Genomic DNA, 16,423 nt, shown 5'->3' with positions numbered 1-16,423 from the left:
ATGATTCCATGATCGAGAACCACCGCCCCGCCTTCATCGATGGCAAGCCCAAAAAGCTGCTGATCGACGGCAAACATGTCGATGCCCTGTCGGGCGGGACGTTCCAGAGCTTCAGCCCATCGACCGGCGAGTTGGTGGCCGAACTGGCGCTGGCAAGCGCGGAGGATGTGGATCGCGCCGTCCGCGCCGCTCGCGCAGCCTTTGAGGGGCCATGGAGCCGCTTCAAACCTGCCGACCGTCAAGCCGTGCTGCTGAAGCTGGCCGATCTGGTGGATGCGGAGTTCGACGACCTCGCTTTGCTCGATTGCATCGAAATGGGCCGTCCGATCACCGCGGCGCGGGGATTGCGCGGGATGCTGCAACGCTCGCTGCGCCATTTTGCGGGTGCGGCAACGGCGATCCATGGAGAAACGCTGTCCAACAGCTTCCCGGTCGACCTGCTCTCCTACACGTTGCGCGAGCCGGTGGGCGTGGTGGGAGCGATCATCCCATGGAATGGCCCGCTGTTCAGCGCGGCGTGGAAAGTGGGACCTGTGCTGGCGACCGGCTGCACCGTCGTTCTGAAGCCTGCGGAGGACGCCTCGCTCAGCCCATTGCGCTTCGGCGAACTTTGCCTGGAGGCAGGCGTGCCGCCGGGCGTGGTCAATGTCGTGACCGGGGCCGGGGGAACCGGGGGAGCGCTTTCGGCCCATCCCGATGTCGACAAGATCGCTTTCACCGGCTCCTGCGAAACCGGGCAGCGGATCATCGCCGCTTCGGCGGGCACGGTGAAGAAGGTGACGATGGAACTAGGCGGCAAATCGCCCAATATCATCTTTGCCGATGCCGATCTCGACATGGCGACGCCTGCGGCCGCGATGGGCGTGTTCAACAATTCGGGGCAGGTCTGCGCGGCGGGCACAAGGCTGTTCGTGGAACGGCCTGTTTATGAAGAGATGGTCCAGCGCGTCGCCGCTTTCGCGAAGCAATTGAAGATCGGACCCAGCCTGGACCCCGAAACCCAGATCGGCCCGCTGGTATCGGCCAAGCAATATGCCCGTGTCTCCTCCTATCTCGAACTCGGCCCGCAGGAGGGCGCGCGGCTGGTCACAGGCGGGCAGCGCGTCACCGGCGGCGATCTGGACAAGGGCCATTGGGTCGCCCCAACCATTTTCGCCGATGTGAAAGATGAAATGCGGATCGCGCGGGAGGAGATTTTCGGCCCCGTTTCCTGCATCATGCCCTTCGATGATTTCGACGAGGTCATCAGTCGCGCCAATGCGACGCGTTTTGGCCTGGCGGGCGGCGTGTGGACCAGGGACATCGGCAAGGCCATGACCGCCGTGAAGCGCATCCGGGCCGGCTCGATCTGGGTGAACCATTATTTCGCAATGGACCCGTCCGTGCCCTTTGGCGGCTATAAGATGAGCGGCTTCGGACGTGAGGGCGGCTCCGAACATATCGAAGCCTATCTCCAGACCAAGGGCGTCTGGATCAGGACCTAAGGAAAAGGGGCGCCGTTCAAGCGCCCCTCCCCTTCACTTCTCGATTTCAAGCGCGCGTTCGGGGCAGGATTTCGCACCCTTCCAGGCGAGCTTTTCATCCGCCTCCGCCACGTCGATGTCGCCGGGCTTGATATAGCCCTCATCATCCAGTTCGAAGATATGGGGTGCCATCGCCCAGCAACGCGCATGGCCTTGGCATTTGTCATTGTGCACGATGATTTTCATGGCTTTGTCCCTCCTCAGGACCAGTCGAGGATCAGATTTTCAATGCCGAAGACATGCCCACCGAAAGTGATGGGCGCAGTGCCTTCCTTGATACGGAAAGTGGGGATGCGCTTCAGCCATTCCTCCAGCCCGACCACGATCTCCCGCCGGGCGAGATGCGACCCCAGGCAGCGATGCGGGCCATAGGCAAAGGCGGTGTGGCGATTATCCTCGCGAGCGAGGTCGATCTTTTCAGGATTCGAAAATTCCAGCGGATCGCGATTGGCGATCATCGTCGCGCAGGACACATAATCCCCCTTGTGGATCGGCGCACCTTCGAAATCCACATCCTTCGTCGCGACCCGGATCATCTGCACGGTCGGATAGGCGCGCAGCAATTCCTCCGCCGCCAGCACGATGCGGGAAGACTCTCGGCGTAGCAGTTCCTGATCGTCCTGATGGCGCGCCAGATAATTGAGATCGAAACCGATGGCCGCCGCCACCGTGTCCAGCCCGGCGACAAACAGCAGGACGCCGGTCCCGCGAATTTCCTGATCGGTCAGCGGCCGGTCGTCAATCTTCGACTGGACGAGGAAGGACATGAAATCATCGACCGGCCGCTTGCGCCGCTCGGCGGAAAGTTCGTCGATAAAGGCAATGATCGTCCGCGCTGCTGCGGGGCGCTGAACATTGTCCCCGTGCAGCAGATTGTTCGCCCAGCCGACAAATTCATCCAGGCGATCATCCGACAGGCCGAGAAAACGGAGGAAGATGTTCACCGCGAAGGGAAAGGCGAATTCCTCCATCACATGGCAGCTCGTGCCTGCCGCCGCGATCCTGTCGATCAGGCTGATCGCCCGTTCCCGTACCGCACTTTCCAACGCCATCACGCGCTTGGGCGACAGCAGCGGATTGAGTAGCGAGCGGAACTTGCCATGCTCAGGCGGGTCGAGTTCCAGCGGGATCATCGGCCAGCTTTCGCCCAGCGCCGACGCGAAAATGCTGCGGTGGCTGGAGAAGGTTTCCGGGTCCTGCAACACCTTCCGCTGATCCTGCGCGCGGGTGACGACCCAGGTGCCGTGCCCGTCGCGGGTGTTGACCGGCGAATAGAAGATGCGTGGCCCCTGATGCACGACCGCCGCCGCCGCCTGAGGATCACCATTGGGCGTCGGCTGCATGCCTGGGGAGGAAAACAGACTGAAATCCCCGACCATATCCGGCGGAACATGGGCCGGAATCGGTTGGGTCGCAAAGGTTTCCATATGCGCGCTCTCCTATGTGCGAGCCGTGCCCCGCGAATCGCTTGGGGCTTCGACCAACTCTATGAATTTTGCATTTGAGTATAGTTTATGACGCAGAATCCTACTGTCAACCATCGCTTTGCCGGGAAGCATATAGCCACTAATTTTACCCACCTGTGCAATTTATAACTAGCCAGCGGTGCAGAATTGGCTTAAGGATTCGGTCATGGAAGCGGATCGCTCCCATCGAAGGGCCCGAGCAGCCTTTCGTGCAGAACAGGAACAGGATGCATGGTCGAGTTGGAGGGAATGGAAGCGCGGTTGTTCCGGGAGGAAGCGCGCGCATGGCTGAAGGCGAATTTCCCGCCTTCGCTGACCAACGCTCCGTCGATCCATTTCGTCAGTGACCGTCGCGCGGCGGAATCGAACCCCGACTGGTGCCTCTGGCGACAGCGCATGGCGGAAAAGCGCTGGGGTGTGCCCACATGGGACCCGCGCTATGGCGGCGCGGGCCTGACTGAAGCGCATGGCAAGATCATCGGCGAGGAACTGGCGGCGATTGGCGGTTTCAACCCGATCCGCAGCTATGGCACGATGATGCTCGGCCCTACGCTGCTGGAATATGGCAATGAGGCGCAGAAGCTGGAGCATCTGCCCGGAATTGCCACCAATGAGCGACGTTGGTGCCAGGGCTTTTCGGAGCCTGGTGCGGGGTCCGACCTCGCCTCGCTCCAGACCAGATGCGTCGACATGGGCGATCACTGGTTGGTCAACGGGCAGAAAATCTGGACATCGGGCGCCGATCAGGCCGACTGGTGTTTCGCCCTCGTCCGCACCGACACCAGCCGGAAGCAGAGCGGCATCAGCTTCCTGCTGATCGACATGAAATCCGAAGGCATTGAAGCCCGGCCCATCATCCTGATCAGCGGTTCGACCCATTTCTGCGAAGTTTTCTTCAACGATGTGAAGGTGCCAAAGGCCAATCTGGTGGGCGAGGTCAATCAGGGCTGGGCCATCGCCAAGCGCCTGCTTCAGTTCGAACGCAACAGCCTTTCGGACGTGAAGGCGGAGATCACGCCGCTTGCCCCGCTTGCCCATGAATATTGCGGCACCGACCTGTTGGGACGGATCGACAATCCGGACCTTCGGACCCGTATGGTGCGCAATGCGATGCGGCACGAAGCCTATCTGGCGACAGTGGCCCGCCTGACGCGGGAATCGCAAAGCGGCGGTCCCAGCAATGGTGTGTCAGCGCTCAAGAATCTCTGGTCGGGGATCATTCAGGACCGATCCGAACTGTTGATTGAATTGATGGGCGCCAATGGCCTTGGCTGGGCGGGTGATCCTTATACTGACGCCGAACGGGAAGCGACACGCGCCTGGCTGCATAGCAAGGCCTTCTCGATCTACGGCGGCAGCTACGAAGTCCAGAACAACATCACGGCGAAGCGCACGCTGGAACTGCCGGCCTGAGTAAAGAATAAGGATGGGATCGGGAGGATGCTGAACGAAGAACAGCAGATGCTGAAGGATATGGCGGCGGAATGGGTGCGCGATCGCCTGCCCGTGACGGCGCTGCGGTCGCTCTATGGCCATGACGGCGGCGGACGGCCCGATGCGGACGGCTATGATCCCGCAGCCTGGGCCGAAATGGCGCAAATGGGCTGGACAGGCATTCTGGTGCCGGAAGCGCATGGAGGGTCGGATTTCGGCTATCGCAGCATGGGACTGGTGCTGGAAGAACTGGGGCGAACTGTGGCGGCTTCTCCGCTGCTGAGTTCCGCGCTGGTCGCGACATCCGCGCTGCGGCTGGGCGGCACCGAAGCGCAGCAGGCTCGCTGGCTGCCGGCTATTGCAGACGGATCGGCCATCGGTACGCTGGCGGCGGAGGAAGGTCCGCAACATGGGCGTGAGAAGATCGCCCTGACGGCGACGCCTTCAACAGGCGGCTGGATTCTGAACGGCATCAAGCGCCCGGTGCAGGACGGCATGGTCGCGACCCTCGCCATCGTCGCCGCCCGCACCGGCGGCGCGCCGGGCGACCGGAACGGGATCACGCTGTTTCTTGTGGCAACCGACGCCCCCGGTCTGACGCGTCAGGTGCTGGACCAGATCGATGCACGCCGTCCCGCCCTCTTCTCCTTCGATAATGTCGTCGTGGACGCGGACGCCGTACTGGGTGAGGTAGGCAATGGCGTCGACCTGCTCGACGCACTGTTCGACCGCGCGGCCATCGGTCTGGCGGCGGAAATGCTGGGCAATGCCACCCAGGCCTTCGACACCACGCTCGATTATCTCAAGACGCGGGTGCAGTTCGGGGCGATCATCGGCTCTTTTCAGGCGTTGCAGCATCGCGCGGCAGAGATGTTCGGCGAATTGCAACTTGCCCGCTCGGCGGTCGAGGCAGCGCTGGAGGCCATCGATGCGGACGACCCCGCCCTTCCCGCCCTCGCCTCGCTGGCGAAGGCGACCGTGGGGGAGACTCTGCAAGGCATTTCCTCCCAGATGGTGCAGCTTCACGGCGGCATCGGAATGACCCATGAACATGACGCCGGTCTTTATCTGAAGCGCGCGCGGGTGGCGGCGCAATGCTATGGCTCGACCGCCTGGCATCGCGAACGCTGGGCACGGCTCAACGGCTATTAAGGCAGGGCAGATGCAATCACGGGAAATACAGCTGAAACGCCGCCCGATCGGCACGCCCGTCGCGGAAGACTTCGCGACGGTCATCGTCGATACGCCATCGCCTGGGCCGGGTGAGGTGCAGGTCCGCAACCTCTGGATGGCGGTAGACCCTGCCATGCGTGGGCGGATGAACGATGCCAAAAGCTATGTCCCACCCTTCGCGCTGGACACGCCGATGGAGGGACCGGCGATCGGAGAGGTGATCGCCTCCAACGATCCGGCTTTCGCGCCGGGCGATCTGGTTTTCTCGCGGCTCGGCTGGCGGGAAATTTTCAACGCACCTGCCGGCGCGCTCCAGCAGCGGGACAAGGCCGCCCTGCCGGCTCAGGCCTATCTATGTTTTGCCGGAATGCCCGGCCTTACCGCCTATGCTGGGCTGATCCGTATCGCGCAGCTGAAGCCGGATGAGGTGGTGTTCGTCTCCGCCGCATCGGGTGCGGTGGGATCGATCGCCTGCCAGATCGCGCGCAATAGCGGCTGCAAGGTCATCGGCTCGGCGGGCGGCCCGGAAAAGACCGCCTTCCTGCGCGATGTACTGAAGGTCGACGCAGCCATCGATTACAAGGCTGAACCCAACCTCACCAAGGCGCTCGCCCGTGAGGTGAAAGCCATCGGCACCAGCGGCATCGACGTCTATTTCGAGAATGTCGGCGGCGACCATCTTCAGGCCGCGCTGTCGTTGGCGAACAATTTCGCGCGCTTCGCGGTGTGCGGAATGATTTCGCAATATAATGTCACCGACGCGCCGGTCGTGCCCCGCAACCTCACCATGATCATGACCAAGCGCATCCGCCTGGAGGGCTTCATCGCGCTCGACCATATGGATCTTGAAGCGGAGATGGTGGTACGGATGACAGCCTGGAACGCTGCCGGACAAATGGCTTCGGCGGAGACGGTCTATGAAGGGATCGACAAAGCGCTGGACGCTTTCTGGGGTCTGTTCACCGGCGCCAATATCGGCCGAACCATGGTGAAACTGCATGTATGAACTGTTGAAAGGGCTGCGCGTCATCGAGGGTGCGGCCTTCATCGCCGGGCCGTCCTGCGGACTGCATCTGGCGCAAATGGGCGCCGAAGTGATCCGCTTCGACGCGATCGGCGGTGGCCCGGACTATCGCCGCTGGCCAATCGCGCCCAATGGCGACAGCCTCTATTGGGAGGGGCTGAACAAGGGCAAGAAATCGATCGCCATCGACCTTGGCCGCCCCGAAGGCCGCGAACTGGCGGTGGCTCTGGCAACCGCGCCGGGGGAGAATGCGGGGCTGTTCCTCACCAACTATCCGGTGAAGGGATTCCTGAGCCACGACGCGCTGGCGGCCAGGCGGACGGACATCATCACCGTGCGGGTGATGGGTTGGGCGGATGGATCGCCCGCAGTCGACTATACGATCAACGCGGCGGTCGGCGTACCACAGATGACGGGACCTGCCGATGATGTGCGGCCGGTCAATCATGTCCTGCCAGCATGGGATTTGCTGGGCGGGGCCTATGCCGCCTTCGCCATGACATCGGCCCTGATCCGGCGCCGGATCAGCGGTCAGGGCGCGGAAATCCGGGTGCCGCTGTCCGATCTGGCGGCATCCAGCCTCTCGCATCTGGGATCGGTGGCGGAAGTGCTGTCCGCTGGCGACCGCCCCCGCATGGGCAACGACCTGTTCGGCGCCTTCGGGCGCGATTTCCTGACAGCGGACGGCAAACGGCTGATCGTCGTCGCCATCACCCCGCGCCAGTGGACCGGCCTGCTCAAGACGCTGGAGTTGAACGATGCGATCGGCGCGATCGAAGCGGAACTGGGCGTCAGCTTCGCCCGGAATGAAGGCGCCCGCTTCGCCCACCGGGCACGCCTTTTCCCCCTGTTCGAGGCCGCCTTTGCGGCGCGAGACGCAGAGATACTCAAGCCCGCCTTCGACGCAGGCGGCGTCACCTGGGGGGAATATCAGACGCTGCATCAGGCGGTGACGAGCGACCCGCGCCTGTTCACCGCCAATCCCCTGTTCGAAACGCTGACGCATCCCAGCGGCCTGACCTATCCCACATCCGGCCCGGCAGGCACGCTGGCGAATGAAGCGCGCGGCGCCGTGGCGATTGCGCCGAAGCTCGGGCAGCATACCGATGAAGTGCTCACCGCCGTCCTCGGCCTCGACAGCGGGGCCATTGGGCGGCTGCATGATGAAGGCCTGGTGGCATGACCGTGAGGCGCCGTTGCCGCGCCATTCGCGGCGACGGGATGGACGCGACGGTGGCCAAGGTCGCATACTGAATTTCAGAGAGGAGATTGCACGATGGACGCCGAGACATTCGAGCTGTTCCGCACCACCGTCCAGCGCTTTGTCGCGGAAAAGCTGATCCCTGCCGAGGATGCCGTCGAGGAAGCCGATGCCATCCCCGAAAGCATCATCCAGCAGATGCGCGACATGGGCCTGTTCGGCCTTTCCGTGCCGGAGGAATTTGGCGGCCTCGGCTGCACCATGGCGGAGGAAGCGGCGATCATCCGCGAAATCACGCGCGCCTCGGTCGTCTTCCGTTCCGTCATCGGCACGACCGTCGGTATCGGCAGCCAGGGCATCGTCATGGACGGGACCGAGGAACAAAAGCGCGAATGGCTGCCCAAATTCGCAACTGGCGAGGCAATCGCCAGCTTCGGGCTGACCGAACCGGAAGCGGGATCGGATGCAGCCTCGCTGCGCACCGTCGCGATCAGGGATGGCGACAATTACCGCATCACCGGCACCAAGCGCTTCATCACCAACGCTCCGCGCGCCAGCGTCTTCACGCTGATGGCGCGGACCGAACCCGATGTGAAGGGCGCGGCCGGGATTTCCGCCTTCATCCTGCCCGCGAACACGCCCGGCATCAGCTTCGGCAAGCCCGACAAGAAAATGGGGCAGAAGGGGTCAATCACCACCGACGTCATCCTCGACGATGTGGTGGTGCCGGCAAAGAACATCATCGGGGGCGTGCCGGGGCGCGGCTTCAAAACCGCGATGAAGGTGCTGGATCGCGGGCGCATCCACATCGCCGCCGTGTCGCTCGGCATGTGTCGGCGGCTGATCGACATGGCGCTCTCCTACGCACTGGAGCGGAAGCAGTTCGGCCAGCGGATCGCCGATTTTCAGCTGGTGCAGGGCATGTTGGCCGACATGAAGGTCGACATGCTGACGGCCGAGGCGCTGATGCAGTCGGTTGCCGCGAAATATGATGCGGGCGAACCCGTCAGCCTCGAATGCGCGGCACTCAAATATCACGCATCCGAAGCCGTGGGGCGCATCGCGGACAAGGCCGTGCAGATTTATGGCGGCGCGGGTTACATGGCCGAATATAAGGTCGAGCGCTTCTATCGCGATGTCCGGCTGCTTCGCATCTATGAGGGCACGAGCCAGATCCAGCAGACCATCATCGCCAAGCAGATGATCCGGCAGGCCGAAGCCGCCCGATGACCTATATTTAAAGGAAATTCCCATGCGCAGAGCCGCCATCGTCGCCCCCATCCGCACCGCTGTCGGAAAATATGGCGGGTCTTTGAAATCCATGACAGCGGGCGATCTGGGCGCGATCGTCATCAAGGCGCTGGTCGAACGCACGAAGGTCGACCCGGAGAGGATCGACGACGTGGTCTTCTCCCAGGGCTATGGCAATGGCGAAGCGCCGTGCATCGGCCGCTGGTCGGCATTGGCGGCGGGTTTGCCCGAATCCATTCCCGGCGTGCAGCTCGACCGGCGCTGCGGTTCCGGGCTTCAGGCGGTGGTCGACGCCGCCATGCGTATCCAGACGGGCGCAGCCGATATCGTCATCGCGGGCGGCGTCGAAAGCATGTCGAACGTCGAATATTATTCGATCGACCATCGCTGGGGCGCGCGCTCCGGCTCGACGCAGTTCCATGATCGCCTGACGCGGGGTCGCGTCATGTCCCAGCCCGTCGCCCGCTATGGCATCATCAGCGGCATGATCGAGACGGCCAACAATCTCGCCAGGGATTATAATATCTCGCGCGAAGCCTGCGACGAATATGCCGCGATGAGCCATCAGCGCGCCGCCGCCGCCTGGGAAGCGGGCAAGTTCGACGACGAACTGGTCCCCGTTCCCGTGCCCCAGCGCAAGGGGGAGCCCGTCATGTTCGCGAAAGACGAAGGCTTCCGCGCCGACGCGACGCCGGAATCCCTGGCGCTGCTCAAGCCTATCGAAAAGGACGGCGTCGTCACCGCTGGCAATGCCAGCCAGCAGAATGACGCCGCCGCTGCCTGCCTCGTGGTGGCGGAGGACAAGCTCCATGAACTCGGCCTTGAACCCATGGGCTATCTGCATAGCTGGGCGGCGGCGGGCTGCGATCCGTCACGCATGGGGATCGGGCCGGTCCCGGCGGTGGAACGGCTGTTTGCGCGGACAGGGCTTGGCTGGAACGATATCGATCTGGTCGAACTCAACGAAGCCTTTGCGCCGCAGGTGCTGGCCTGCCTGAAGGGTTGGAACTGGGATGATCGCGACAGGCTGAACGTCAACGGATCGGGCATTTCACTGGGGCATCCGATCGGCGCGACGGGCGGGCGGATACTCGCCAATCTGCTGCGCGAATTGCAGCGGCGCGATGGGCGCTATGGGCTGGAAACCATGTGCATCGGCGGCGGTCAGGGCCTTGCCGCCGTGTTCGAGCGCGCCTGACGGGACAGGGTGGGGAGGATTTTCCTACCCCACCTCCTTCCGGTCCGGCGACAGTGCAATGATCGTCACCCCGATCAGAGCCAGCGTCCCGCCGCCAACCATGACCGCGGTAATCGGCGTCCCGAAATAGAGCGACGCGAACACGGTCGACATGACCGGCGAAGCCAGCATCAGCGGCATGATGGTGGAAATCGGATAACGCTGAAGCAGCCAGGCCAGCGTCCCCTGCCCGATGATCGTCGATCCCAGGCATGTGAACGCGAACCAGGCGACCGGCACCCAGCCGACATGCGCCAGCCCCGCAATCGCCGGCCGTTCGAAGATCAGCGCAAAGGGCGCCAGCGTCGCCATCCCCATCAGGCCGTTCCACGCCTGCCCGTTCATGACGCTCACGCCAACAAGCTTGCGCTGCACAAGCGTCGCACCGCCCCAGATCATCGCCGCGCACGCCATGACCAGAACGGCTGGAATTTCGGTCAGGATATGCGGGTCGAACACCAGAGCGGCCACCCCCGCAAAGGCCAATATGACGCCCGCAATCTTTCGGCCATTGAGCTTTTCACCAAGCAGCAGAGCGCCCAGCAGCAGGGAAAAAGGCACGCTCAACTGGCCCGCAATCGCCAACGCCCCCACATTGGTCGCCATGAACAGCGCAAGGTTCAGCAGCAGCAGGAAGAAGCCGCCATTCAGAAAGCCGTAGAGGGCAAGCCATCCCGTCCTGCCCGGCAACGGGCGAATGGCGGGCGCGCAAAGCAGGAATACCGTCCCCATCCGCAGCGCCACTGACAACAGCGGCGCGGTCGCGTCCACCACCACCTTCATCGCGATCACATTCAACGCGAACATCACATTGACCAGCAACGCCAGCATCATGCCCACCGGGCCTAGACGCCGGGCCACCTCTCCTGCAGTCTCCTCCATCGCGCTTCCTTCTTGTTATGGCGGCCTGACTGCTTCAATGGCCGTTCAGACTCTTGCTGCTAATGTTTATTTGTGCACAGTGGTATAGATTCCAGTGTGGGATGAAGGAAAGAGGATTCCGGATGATTGCCAAATTTACCGCTATTGCCGCCGCAGTTCTGATCGCATCGCCCGTGCTGGCGCAGACCGGCGACGCTGCCAAAGGCAAGGCCGTCTTCGCGCGTTGCATGGCCTGCCACACCGTCGATCCGGGCGTGAACCGGTTGGGCCCCTCGCTGGCGGGCGTCATCGGCCGCACTTCCGGCTCCGTACCGGGCTTCGCCTATTCCCCTGCGATGAAGAACGCGAAGATTCGCTGGGATGCCAAGTCGCTGGATGCCTTCCTGACCAAACCCGCCGCCCAGGTGCCCGGCAGCAAGATGATCTTCGCCGGCCTGCCCAATCCGGCGGATCGGGCCAATCTGATCGCCTATCTGGCCAGCGCCTCCAAGAAATGATCTGAAAACTATCCTATAGTGCAATAATCATTGCACTGACCGCCCTGTCCCGCTATCTGTTGAATCCAATGATCCAACAGAGGGACAGGAGCGGATGCGATCTTCCAACGACATGATGATCAAAGCGCGGACATGAACGCCCGCGCTCTTGAAGGGGTGAAAGTGCTGGACCTGTCGCGGGTCCTCGCCGGTCCCTGGTCGACACAGATCCTCGCCGATTTCGGCGCGGACGTGATCAAGATCGAACTGCCCGGCCATGGTGACGACACCCGCGCCTGGGGTCCGCCCTATCTGACCGGCGCGGATGGCGAGGCGGAGATCGGCACCAGCGCCTATTATCTTTCCTGCAACCGCAACAAGCGATCAGCCGCGATCAATCTGGCTTCGCCGCAGGGCGCGAACCTCATCCGCAAACTCGCCGCCGAAGCGGACATAGTGGTGGAGAATTTCAAGGTCGGCGGTCTCCGCAAATATGGCCTCGACTATGACAGCCTGCGCGCCGTCAATCCGCGACTCGTCTATTGCTCGATCACCGGCTTCGGCCAGAACGGCCCCTATGCCGACCGGGGCGGCTACGACTTCGTGGCGCAGGGCATGGGCGGCTTCATGAGCATCACCGGGGAGGAAAATGGCGGGCCGCTGCGTGCGGGCGTCGCCATGGCGGACCTTTCCACCGGCATGTATGCGACCGTTTCGATCATGATGGCGCTGCGCCACGCCGAACGCACCGGCGAAGGACAGCAGATCGACGTATCGCTGCTCGACACGCAGATCGCGATGCTGGCCAATCAGGGCGCGAATTTCCTTGTCGGCGGCGTGGTGCCGGGACGGCTGGGCAATCGCCATCCGACCGTCGTACCCTACAAGACCTTTGAGGTTGCGGACGGCATGATCATCATCGCGGTCGGCAATGACCGCCAGTTTCGCGCTCTGTGCGAGGAAATGGGCCATCCCGAACTGGGCACCGATCCCCGCTTCGCCACCAGCGCCCAGCGGCTGATCAATCGTGACGCGATCGAGGCGAAGGTGCAGCAACTGGTGCGCCCCCTCAACCGCGACGCGTTGATGGAGCGTTTCGTGGCGAAGGGCGTACCCGCCGGGCCGGTGAACAGCATCAAGGATGTGTTCGAAGACCCCTTCATAGAGGCGCGCAACACCGTCCACCGTTTCCGCCGCGAGGAGGATGGCGTCGAAATCCCGACCGTCGCCTATCCGGGCAAGCTGTCCGCGACCCCCGCCGATTATCGCTACTGCCCGCCGCGCGTGGGCGAACATAGCCGGGAGATATTGGGCCAGTGGCTCGGCCTCGACGATGCGACGCTCGATGCGCTGACTGCCGAGGGTGCGATCGCCCAGCGCCCGTCGAAGGAGAGGAATGGGACATGAAGCTCGACCACAGCATAGCCGCCATCGTCACCGGCGGCGCCTCCGGCCTTGGCGAAGCAACCGCCCGCGCGCTTGGCGCAAAGGGTGTGAAGGTCGCCCTGTTCGACTTCAACGAGGAGACCGGAAACAGGGTCGCGGCAGAGATTGGCGGCACCTTCTGCAAGGTCGATGTCACCGATGAAGCCTCGGTCGATGCCGGGTTCGAAAAGGCGCGCGCCGTCCACGGGCAGGAACGGATCATCGTCAACTGCGCGGGCACCGGCAATGTGATCAAGACCGCTGCCCGAGACCGCGAGACGGGCGCGATCAAGGCGTTCCCGACCGACCAGTTCGAGCGGATCATCCAGATCAACCTGATCGGCACCTTCCGCTGCTGCGCCAAGGCGGCGGCGGGAATGCTGACGCTGGAACCTCTGGAGGACAATGCGCGCGGCGTCATCATCAATACGTCCAGCGCCGCGGCCATAGACGGGCAGATCGGCCAGGCGGCCTATAGCGCGTCCAAGGGCGGCATCGTCAGCCTGACCCTCCCCATGGCCCGCGACCTGATGGGCGAAGGCATCCGCGTCAACGCGATCCTGCCCGGCATTTTCGACACGCCCCTGATGGCTCGGGCGAGCGACAAGGTACGCGATGCGCTGTCCGCGACAGTGCCCTTCCCCAAGCGCTTCGGAAAGCCTGAGGAGTTCGCCGCCATGGCGCTGTCGATGATCGAGAATGACTATTGGAACGGCGAATATGTGCGGCTGGATGGCGGCCTGCGCATGCCGCCCCGCTGAGGAGAGATGCGATGTCCGAGGAAGTGCAGCCCGAATATGTGACCTATAAGGTCGAAGCAGGCGTTGCATGGGTGATGCTGAACCGCCCGCAATATAGCAATGCGCAGAATTACCGACTTCTCGGCCAGTTGGACGATGCCTTCAAGCGCGCGGTCGAGGATGATGAGGTCAAGGTCATCGTCCTCGGCGGCGAGGGCAAGCATTTCTCCGCCGGGCACGACATCGGCACGCCGGAGAAGGACAGCCACATGCCGCGCTTCCGCACGAGCATGTGGTGGGATCATCTCAACAAGGGCGGGGCCGAGCGGCAATATGTGCTGGAACAGGACGGCTATCTTGGCCTCTGCCGCCGCTGGCAGGATATTCCCAAACCGATGATCGCCATGGTGCAGGGCGCCTGCATCGCAGGCGGGCTGATGCTGGCCTGGGTCTGCGACCTGATCGTGGCGTCAGAGGATGCCTTCTTCCAGGACCCGGTGCAGCGCATGGCCCAGCCGGGGGTGGAATATTTCGCCCATGCCTTTGAGCTGCCGCCGCGGGTCGCGCGCGAATTGCTGCTGCTCGGGCGGCGAATGCCCGCCCAGCGCGCCTATCAGTTCGGCATGGTGAACGAGATTTTCCCGCGCGAGACTTTGCGCGAGGAAGTCGCCAAGATCGCCGCCGAGATCGCCCAGCATGACCGCTTCGGGCTGGCGCTGACCAAGCAGGCGTTCAACTTCGTCGAGGATCTGCGCGGCAAGCGGCAGGCGATGGACGGCGTGTTCCACATGCACCACCTTGCCCATGCCCATAACCAGCTTATGACCGGCAATCTCGTGGGCGGCCTCGACGCCAAGGCGATGGCGGCGGCGAACAAGAAACAGGCAGGCGAAGGATGAACGCGGCAGCAATGGACAAGACGGTGCTAGTGCTTCCCGACCTCCCGGCCCTGCTGTCGGGTGCGGCCGACGCGGCGCAAGCCTTCGCCGCCGCCGCCCAGCCGCAGGTCAAGGCCCGCATCACCAACGAAAAAGGGCAGGTCGACCGCGAACTGGCCGATGTCGAACAACATGTCGTCCACGGCTTCGGCTGGTTCGCCTCCTATGCCGAAATGATGCGGGAAGTGGCCAATTGGGCCGCCAATCTCGCCGCCGACGGCGCGTTCGGAGAGATCGAAGCCCTGCTCGCGCAACTGCTCTTCGCCGAATATGGCGCGCAGATGCTGGGCGGCATCCCCATGAATCAGGGCGAGGTCATCCGCGCCACCGACCTGACCGATGATCTGTCAGCGCTTGACGCCCCGGCCTTCCGCACCCTCATTCGTCAGGGCGGTGGTCAGGCGGTCAAAAGCGCCATCGCCCGCCATCTGGTAGACCAGCGCGGCCATGCGACGCTGGAAAATTGCGGCCTTGACGAGATGTTCGACATGGTGCGCGAACAATTTTTCGCGCTCTCGAACGAGAAAGTCGCGCCCTTCGCGCATGAATGGCACCTCAAGGACGAGCTGATCCCCCTGCCGCTGGTCGAGGAACTGGGCGCAATGGGCGTATTCGGCATGACCATCCCGGAGGAATTTGGCGGCCTCGGCATGGGCAAGACCGCCATGTGCGTCGTTTCGGAGGAGCTGTCGCGCGGCTGGATCGGCGTCGGATCGCTCGCCACCCGCTCGGAAATCGCGGCGGAACTGATCCTGACCGGCGGCACGGAGGAGCAGAAGGCGCACTGGCTACCCCAGATCGCCAATGCCTCAATCCTGCCTACCGCTGTCTTTACCGAGCCGGACACCGGTTCCGACCTTGGTTCGCTGCGCACCCGCGCCACGCTGGCGGACGGCGACTATTGCGTGACCGGCAACAAGACATGGATCACCCACGCGGCCCGCGCGGACGTGATGACCCTGCTGGTCCGCACCAATCCGGAAACGAAAAATTACAGCGGCCTCTCCATGCTGATCGCGCCCAAGCAGCGCGGCACGGTGAACGATCCCTTCCCCACCCCCGGCATGAACGGAGGCGAGATCGAGGTGATCGGCTATCGCGGCATGAAGGAATATGAGATCGGCTTCGAGGATTTCCGCGTGCCCGCCGCCAATCTCCTCGGCGGGGTCGAAGGGCAAGGGTTCAAGCAACTCATGGCCACCTTCGAATCCGCCCGCATCCAGACTGCCGCCCGCGCCATCGGCGTGGCGCAGGCCGCGCTCGACATCGGCCTGGGCTACGCCCTCGACCGCAAACAGTTCGGGCGGCCGATCTTCGACTTTCCCCGCGTCGCCAACAAGCTGGCGATGATGGCGGCCGAGATCATGGGCGCCCGCCAACTCACCTATTTCGCGGCGCGCAAGAAAGATGAAGGCAAGCGCTGCGACCTGGAAGCGGGCATGGCCAAGCTGATCGGCGCACGCGTCGCCTGGGCGGCGGCCGACAACGCGCTGCAAATCCATGGCGGCAATGGTTTCGCCACCGAATATCAAGTGAGCCGCCTGCTGGCCGATGCGCGCATCCTCAACATTTTCGAGGGCGCGGGTGAAATTCAGGCGCAGGTGATCGCCCGGCGTTTGCTGGATGGAGGGAATTGAATCTGGGGTGACATTA

The 16,423-nt window shown here is 63.3% G+C and carries 15 protein-coding genes; 12 read left to right on the top strand and 3 right to left on the bottom strand.

Annotation, left to right across the window (positions count from 1 at the left end; all coding sequences use genetic code 11):
- The first annotated feature begins 8 nt into the window (after positions 1-8).
- Positions 9-1,484, top strand: a complete 1,476-nt coding sequence (locus tag HUK73_RS05505) for an aldehyde dehydrogenase (protein WP_176591002.1) — start codon at positions 9-11, stop codon at positions 1,482-1,484.
- 33 nt (positions 1,485-1,517) lie between these two features.
- Here the strand turns inward: HUK73_RS05505 and HUK73_RS05500 are convergent, their stop codons facing one another.
- Together HUK73_RS05500 and HUK73_RS05495 are read right to left on the bottom strand one after the other, a co-directional pair.
- Positions 1,518-1,709, bottom strand: coding sequence for a ferredoxin (locus HUK73_RS05500; RefSeq protein ID WP_176591001.1), 192 nt, complete (start codon positions 1,707-1,709; stop codon positions 1,518-1,520).
- A 14-nt stretch (positions 1,710-1,723) separates the two neighbouring features.
- Positions 1,724-2,950: a cytochrome P450 gene (locus HUK73_RS05495; protein WP_176591000.1), complete on the bottom strand. Its 1,227-nt coding sequence runs from the start codon at positions 2,948-2,950 to the stop codon at positions 1,724-1,726.
- 270 nt (positions 2,951-3,220) lie between these two features.
- On the opposite strand from HUK73_RS05495, the gene HUK73_RS05490 reads away from it, so the two are divergent.
- The 6 genes from HUK73_RS05490 to HUK73_RS05465 all read left to right on the top strand — a co-directional run bounded on the left by HUK73_RS05490 (position 3,221) and on the right by HUK73_RS05465 (position 10,270).
- Complete coding sequence (locus HUK73_RS05490) at positions 3,221-4,402, top strand: acyl-CoA dehydrogenase family protein (RefSeq protein WP_176590999.1); 1,182 nt, start codon at positions 3,221-3,223, stop codon at positions 4,400-4,402.
- 27 nt (positions 4,403-4,429) lie between these two features.
- The gene (locus HUK73_RS05485) at positions 4,430-5,575 is read left to right on the top strand and encodes an acyl-CoA dehydrogenase family protein (protein WP_176590998.1); all 1,146 of its coding nucleotides are present in this window, start codon (positions 4,430-4,432) and stop codon (positions 5,573-5,575) included.
- A gap of 10 nt (positions 5,576-5,585) precedes the next feature.
- Positions 5,586-6,602, top strand: coding sequence for an NADP-dependent oxidoreductase (locus HUK73_RS05480; RefSeq protein WP_176590997.1), 1,017 nt, complete (start codon positions 5,586-5,588; stop codon positions 6,600-6,602).
- Entirely contained in the window at positions 6,595-7,803 is a 1,209-nt protein-coding gene (locus HUK73_RS05475) for a CoA transferase (protein WP_176590996.1), read from the top strand. Before HUK73_RS05480 ends, HUK73_RS05475 begins: the two co-directional genes overlap by 8 nt.
- Positions 7,804-7,896: 93 nt before the next feature.
- The gene (locus tag HUK73_RS05470; protein ID WP_176590995.1) at positions 7,897-9,051 is read left to right on the top strand and encodes an acyl-CoA dehydrogenase family protein; all 1,155 of its coding nucleotides are present in this window, start codon (positions 7,897-7,899) and stop codon (positions 9,049-9,051) included.
- Positions 9,052-9,073: 22 nt separating this feature from the next.
- Positions 9,074-10,270 carry an acetyl-CoA C-acetyltransferase gene (locus HUK73_RS05465; protein WP_176590994.1) on the top strand — a complete coding sequence of 399 codons (1,197 nt, stop codon included), beginning with the start codon at positions 9,074-9,076 and terminating at the stop codon, positions 10,268-10,270.
- Between the two features lie 24 nt (positions 10,271-10,294).
- Here the strand turns inward: HUK73_RS05465 and HUK73_RS05460 are convergent, their stop codons facing one another.
- The gene (locus HUK73_RS05460; RefSeq protein ID WP_176590993.1) at positions 10,295-11,191 is read right to left on the bottom strand and encodes a DMT family transporter; all 897 of its coding nucleotides are present in this window, start codon (positions 11,189-11,191) and stop codon (positions 10,295-10,297) included.
- A gap of 122 nt (positions 11,192-11,313) precedes the next feature.
- Between HUK73_RS05460 and HUK73_RS05455 the strand changes: the two genes are divergently transcribed.
- The 5 genes from HUK73_RS05455 to HUK73_RS05435 all read left to right on the top strand — a co-directional run bounded on the left by HUK73_RS05455 (position 11,314) and on the right by HUK73_RS05435 (position 16,407).
- Entirely contained in the window at positions 11,314-11,688 is a 375-nt protein-coding gene (locus tag HUK73_RS05455; protein ID WP_176590992.1) for a cytochrome c family protein, read from the top strand.
- 132 nt (positions 11,689-11,820) lie between these two features.
- On the top strand, positions 11,821-13,074 hold the full coding sequence (locus tag HUK73_RS05450) for a CaiB/BaiF CoA-transferase family protein (protein ID WP_176590991.1): 1,254 nt from the start codon (positions 11,821-11,823) through the stop codon (positions 13,072-13,074).
- Complete coding sequence (locus tag HUK73_RS05445; protein ID WP_176590990.1) at positions 13,071-13,853, top strand: SDR family NAD(P)-dependent oxidoreductase; 783 nt, start codon at positions 13,071-13,073, stop codon at positions 13,851-13,853. Before HUK73_RS05450 ends, HUK73_RS05445 begins: the two co-directional genes overlap by 4 nt.
- Positions 13,854-13,864: 11 nt before the next feature.
- Positions 13,865-14,731 carry an enoyl-CoA hydratase gene (locus HUK73_RS05440; protein ID WP_176590989.1) on the top strand — a complete coding sequence of 289 codons (867 nt, stop codon included), beginning with the start codon at positions 13,865-13,867 and terminating at the stop codon, positions 14,729-14,731.
- Positions 14,728-16,407: an acyl-CoA dehydrogenase family protein gene (locus HUK73_RS05435; protein WP_176590988.1), complete on the top strand. Its 1,680-nt coding sequence runs from the start codon at positions 14,728-14,730 to the stop codon at positions 16,405-16,407. Before HUK73_RS05440 ends, HUK73_RS05435 begins: the two co-directional genes overlap by 4 nt.
- Positions 16,408-16,423: the final 16 nt, after the last annotated feature.

Source organism: Sphingobium sp. EM0848 (assembly GCF_013375555.1).
GTDB lineage: Bacteria > Pseudomonadota > Alphaproteobacteria > Sphingomonadales > Sphingomonadaceae > Sphingobium.
The sequence above is the reverse complement of the archived record's forward strand: the minus strand, read 5'-3'. Positions and strand labels throughout refer to the sequence as shown.

Excerpts from the sequence above, each read along its gene's own strand:
- HUK73_RS05480 (WP_176590997.1), top strand. The coding sequence starts at position 5,586 with ATGCAATCACGGGAAATACAGCTGAAACGCCGCCCGATCGGCACGCCC.
- HUK73_RS05500 (WP_176591001.1), bottom strand. The coding sequence starts at position 1,709 with ATGAAAATCATCGTGCACAATGACAAATGCCAAGGCCATGCGCGTTGC.
- HUK73_RS05440 (WP_176590989.1), top strand. The coding sequence starts at position 13,865 with ATGTCCGAGGAAGTGCAGCCCGAATATGTGACCTATAAGGTCGAAGCA.
- HUK73_RS05435 (WP_176590988.1), top strand. The coding sequence starts at position 14,728 with ATGAACGCGGCAGCAATGGACAAGACGGTGCTAGTGCTTCCCGACCTC.
- HUK73_RS05475 (WP_176590996.1), top strand. The coding sequence starts at position 6,595 with ATGTATGAACTGTTGAAAGGGCTGCGCGTCATCGAGGGTGCGGCCTTC.
- HUK73_RS05505 (WP_176591002.1), top strand. The coding sequence starts at position 9 with ATGATCGAGAACCACCGCCCCGCCTTCATCGATGGCAAGCCCAAAAAG.
- HUK73_RS05460 (WP_176590993.1), bottom strand. The coding sequence starts at position 11,191 with ATGGAGGAGACTGCAGGAGAGGTGGCCCGGCGTCTAGGCCCGGTGGGC.
- HUK73_RS05470 (WP_176590995.1), top strand. The coding sequence starts at position 7,897 with ATGGACGCCGAGACATTCGAGCTGTTCCGCACCACCGTCCAGCGCTTT.
- HUK73_RS05490 (WP_176590999.1), top strand. The coding sequence starts at position 3,221 with ATGGTCGAGTTGGAGGGAATGGAAGCGCGGTTGTTCCGGGAGGAAGCG.
- HUK73_RS05455 (WP_176590992.1), top strand. The coding sequence starts at position 11,314 with ATGATTGCCAAATTTACCGCTATTGCCGCCGCAGTTCTGATCGCATCG.
- HUK73_RS05465 (WP_176590994.1), top strand. The coding sequence starts at position 9,074 with ATGCGCAGAGCCGCCATCGTCGCCCCCATCCGCACCGCTGTCGGAAAA.
- HUK73_RS05495 (WP_176591000.1), bottom strand. The coding sequence starts at position 2,950 with ATGGAAACCTTTGCGACCCAACCGATTCCGGCCCATGTTCCGCCGGAT.
- HUK73_RS05485 (WP_176590998.1), top strand. The coding sequence starts at position 4,430 with ATGCTGAACGAAGAACAGCAGATGCTGAAGGATATGGCGGCGGAATGG.
- HUK73_RS05450 (WP_176590991.1), top strand. The coding sequence starts at position 11,821 with ATGAACGCCCGCGCTCTTGAAGGGGTGAAAGTGCTGGACCTGTCGCGG.
- HUK73_RS05445 (WP_176590990.1), top strand. The coding sequence starts at position 13,071 with ATGAAGCTCGACCACAGCATAGCCGCCATCGTCACCGGCGGCGCCTCC.